The following is a 3,676-nucleotide window of genomic DNA, read 5'->3' as shown; positions in this document are numbered from 1 at the left end:
CTGCCGCTACAGACAATGCGATGGGTGCCCCATTATCCGCATTTTTCTTCGCTTTTATTTTCTACGAAAATAGATGGTTCGATCTAAATTTGTGCCAAATTTTAATCGAATTTCGCTGATGCGAAACACTATCGCGGTTGGTACAGACCAGCTGTACATTCGCGCTTTCTCCATGTGTCTGCGGCTTCGCCTACAACACATTACGCGCTTGTTGGCCTCATTCTGAGGCGTTTTTTTTTACAGTTTTTCGTGCCGAAAAATGCGTTTTATAAGAGCGTCTTTTAGACAAAAGCGCCTTCAAAATAAACTTATTAATGAACTTTTTAGATAAAGAGGAAAGGGTTTTTACTTAATAAAATTAAGAGGAGAGGGAACTACTTATTCAAACTGTTTGTTGCTGAGCTGCGCAGTCAAACAGTTTGTTTTTTATCACGAAATCATTAAATTTGAAAGTATAAATTAATGATTATTAAGGTTTAAGAGTATGAAAAATAATGACGTTACTGATATTGCTATTAATCCAACAACAGGATTACCTATCACAAATGCCAGCACTAATATCTTAGATGTTGGTGGCAATGTGGTGGACCAGCCTAATAGAGTAATGACTGTTTATGAAATTGAAGAATCGATAAGTGCTTCAAACAATGGTGACTGTTTTGATGCATTTGACTCGTTTGATGATGGCTTTTAATGCCCAAAATATTGAAAGCAATTAGTCTGTATCGAATAGAGATTGTTTACTCGAGCATTGCACTTCTTGGCTCATCTATATTGTTTTTACAGTATAAATCGACTCAAAATTTTGCTTGGTTTGTCGCCCTGAGTTTGTTTTGCACTAGAATTGCTATTGGCATAATAAACTATGAGCAATATTGCCAAAGCAATAAGCGAAGTTTGAAGATAGCGCTCAAATATTTGTTATTTAAATTTGTATAAAACTGTTTATTTGTCCTAAACGCAAAGCGTCCTGATTTTATTAGGACGCTTTTTTGTTGAAAGCATTAATTAGACTGTCACCATATAAAAAAGATAAAGGTTTATATAAAAATGAGTTTTTAAAACTGTTAAATACGACTGAAAGGAGAGGGTAACTTAGATGGAGGGTGATTCAATGAGTCGATAGATATGTAAAAATACATACCTACCAACCACAAGGAATATACAAATTAGTTTTCATATACCTCTACTTACGCAAAGGATAAAAATTAGTAGTTACAATTGCTAACTAAATTTTCTTTACTACAGTGTTTTGTCGCTCACCCCCGCCAAAGCGGGGAAACCAATTTAGCAGCACGACCGTCTAGCTAAACTTTCTTTACTACAGTGTTTTGTCGCTCACCCCCGCCAAAGCGGGGAAACCAATTTAGTAGCACGACTGTCTAACTAAATTTTTTTTTTGCTACAGCGTTTTGCCGTTCACCCCCGCCAAAGCGGGGAACACAACTTAGTAGCACAACAGGCTAACTAATTTTTTATAAACTAATTGTATATTTTTATTTATCTCCATTTACTGAGGAGACTGCAGAGGAATAGCATTGCTACCCTCCTATGTTTCGAACTTTAAATGCTCCTGTTTTATAATGCAAGCGTTTAGTTGTTTTTAATTTAAAAAATAACATGAACGGCAATATTTGTAGGTTTTTAATGGCTATTTCGAAGTAGATAGGTGTTTTTAATGGCAAGGTTTAAATTTAGCCCAATCGTTTTGTTGACATTAAAAGCAAAATTACACTGTGTTTTTGTTTTTTTAAGTGTTTTTATATAAAGGGAGCATTTCGCTCCCAGATATCAGCAATACGATTAATATGGCTTTACTTTATTAAAATATAGAGTAAGTAAAGCCAGCAAATTTACGCTAGCTACATTTCTAATTCCCAGCTTATCAGGGTGGAGCGAACCATATTTATTACGAAATATAGTGAACGCTGTGATTTAACATGTATGTAGTCTGGGTCTGCGGTAATTTCGCGCTCACAGTCACTAGATTCATAGATTGGACAGTTTGATTCATACCACATTTCATAAGAAGTTTCACCAATTTCGTCTTCATAGATTGTATCTATTAGGTCATACTCAAAAATACGTAGGCTGAACTTATTAAGCATATCGCAGAAGAGGTCTGCATTGCTTTCGGTTGCAGCCAATGGTGACGGCCACAGCTTAGTACCATTTCCATTACCCTGAATGAAAACTTCGTTTGCAGGATATATAAATGTATCTGCCTGTCCACTATTCTTGTCTACCATCTCTTCAAATGCTATTAGCTGTGAGTTATATATTGTATGGGTGAAATTTACTTCCCCCTTCTCTTCATCATCATATTCATATTCATCTTCATCTTCATCTTCATCTAATAACTCATCTTGTTCATCTGACTGTTCACAACTTTCTTCGGACATTGCTTCAGACGATGTTTGTTCTGCACTTAATACTGCTTCTGGCAACGTTAACATTTCCTCGTTCAGGGGCTCATTTTGTCCATAATCGTTGGACGACAAAGCCTTTAATGCTTGCTCCCAAGTTAAATTCATTTCACTTTGAGCAATTTCATCTAGTGCTTGGTTTAAAGGGATTGCCTTTGCTTTTTTTAGTTTTTTTGCATCTTTTTTGGCGCGAGAAATAGACAGGCCAGAAGGAAAGTATTGTTCTAACTGATTCATAGTGTAAACCTTAAATATGCTTACGTCCGCCCACTAACATTACGCATGTTAAATGTTTAACTATTTTTATTTGAGAGTATGATTATCCGACAGGACTGCGCTTAAAGTGGGCGAAACGAGCTCATCAGTAAAGCTCTGAAAAGATTATTAAATAAATTAAATAGGATCGCAACCTCTTTTATTAAAACGCATAAAAAGGCTGTATTGGCATAAAACAAGCCAGCTATGCTTTTAAACAATTTACCAATCCATTTGTATTAATCTTTGTATAAAAAAGAAGGTTAAGTAGCTATTTTTTATGGGTAAATTATATTATTTAATGTAATATACTTTACAAAGTAACAATATGAGCAAACGGACTGTGAATATACTTCTTTCTTGGCTGGGCACCAAAGACATTGATAATATGCTCGATGGTGAAAAAAATGCTTCAATTTCAACTCTCGCTACTAACTCTCAAACTCCTTTTGATAAAATTGTAATACTCTCTAATCATCAGCATAAGTATTGGGAAAAGTTTGAAGACTTTGTAAAAAAGCGAATGGCTACAATTGGAAAACCATATCATGATATTCAGGTACATAAAGCTAATATTGTTAGCCCAATTGATTATGAGTCTATTCACCAAGTAACAGCGCTTTGGATCAATAAATTAAGTGAAGAGGCAGATTCCTTATCAATAAATCTGACCTCTGGCACGCCTGCAATGACCACTTTATCTGTGCTTATCGGTAAAGGTAAATCGAACGTTCAATTCCTTCAAGCAACCCCACAAAATGAGTTGCTACACGTTGATATCCCGATTGATTTTGGCCAAGAATATGTAAAGTCCGCATCTAAAAACATAGCGAATACGGCAACCTCTGAGCCTAAAATTGAACAAGCTTTTTCAAAACTCACTGCAAAATCAGTGCAAATGCAAAATGTAGTCAACAAAGCTAAAAAAATTGCAGCCTCAGAAGTACCTGCACTTATCCTTGGTGAAACCGGAACCGGTAAAGAGCTAATGGCTA

The 3,676-nt window shown here is 35.6% G+C and carries 3 protein-coding genes; 2 read left to right on the top strand and 1 reads right to left on the bottom strand.

The features are described 5' to 3' along the window. The first annotated feature begins 484 nt into the window (after nt 1-484). Entirely contained in the window at nt 485-694 is a 210-nt protein-coding gene (locus tag L652_RS0103480; protein ID WP_024594746.1) for a hypothetical protein, read from the top strand. Between the two features lie 1,168 nt (nt 695-1,862). Here L652_RS0103480 and L652_RS0103475 read toward each other — a convergent pair. Beyond that, nucleotides 1,863-2,663 carry a hypothetical protein gene (locus tag L652_RS0103475; protein WP_024595046.1) on the bottom strand — a complete coding sequence of 267 codons (801 nt, stop codon included), beginning with the start codon at nt 2,661-2,663 and terminating at the stop codon, nt 1,863-1,865. A gap of 346 nt (nt 2,664-3,009) precedes the next feature. Between L652_RS0103475 and L652_RS0103470 the strand changes: the two genes are divergently transcribed. Beyond that, the coding region (locus L652_RS0103470; RefSeq protein ID WP_033013195.1) for a sigma 54-interacting transcriptional regulator at nt 3,010-3,676 on the top strand (667 nt) is incomplete at its 3' end.

Source organism: Pseudoalteromonas sp. TB25 (genome assembly GCF_000497995.1).
GTDB classification, from domain to species: domain Bacteria; phylum Pseudomonadota; class Gammaproteobacteria; order Enterobacterales; family Alteromonadaceae; genus Pseudoalteromonas; species Pseudoalteromonas distincta.
Note: the sequence above shows the minus strand (reverse complement) of the source record. Positions and strands in the feature narration are given on the sequence as shown.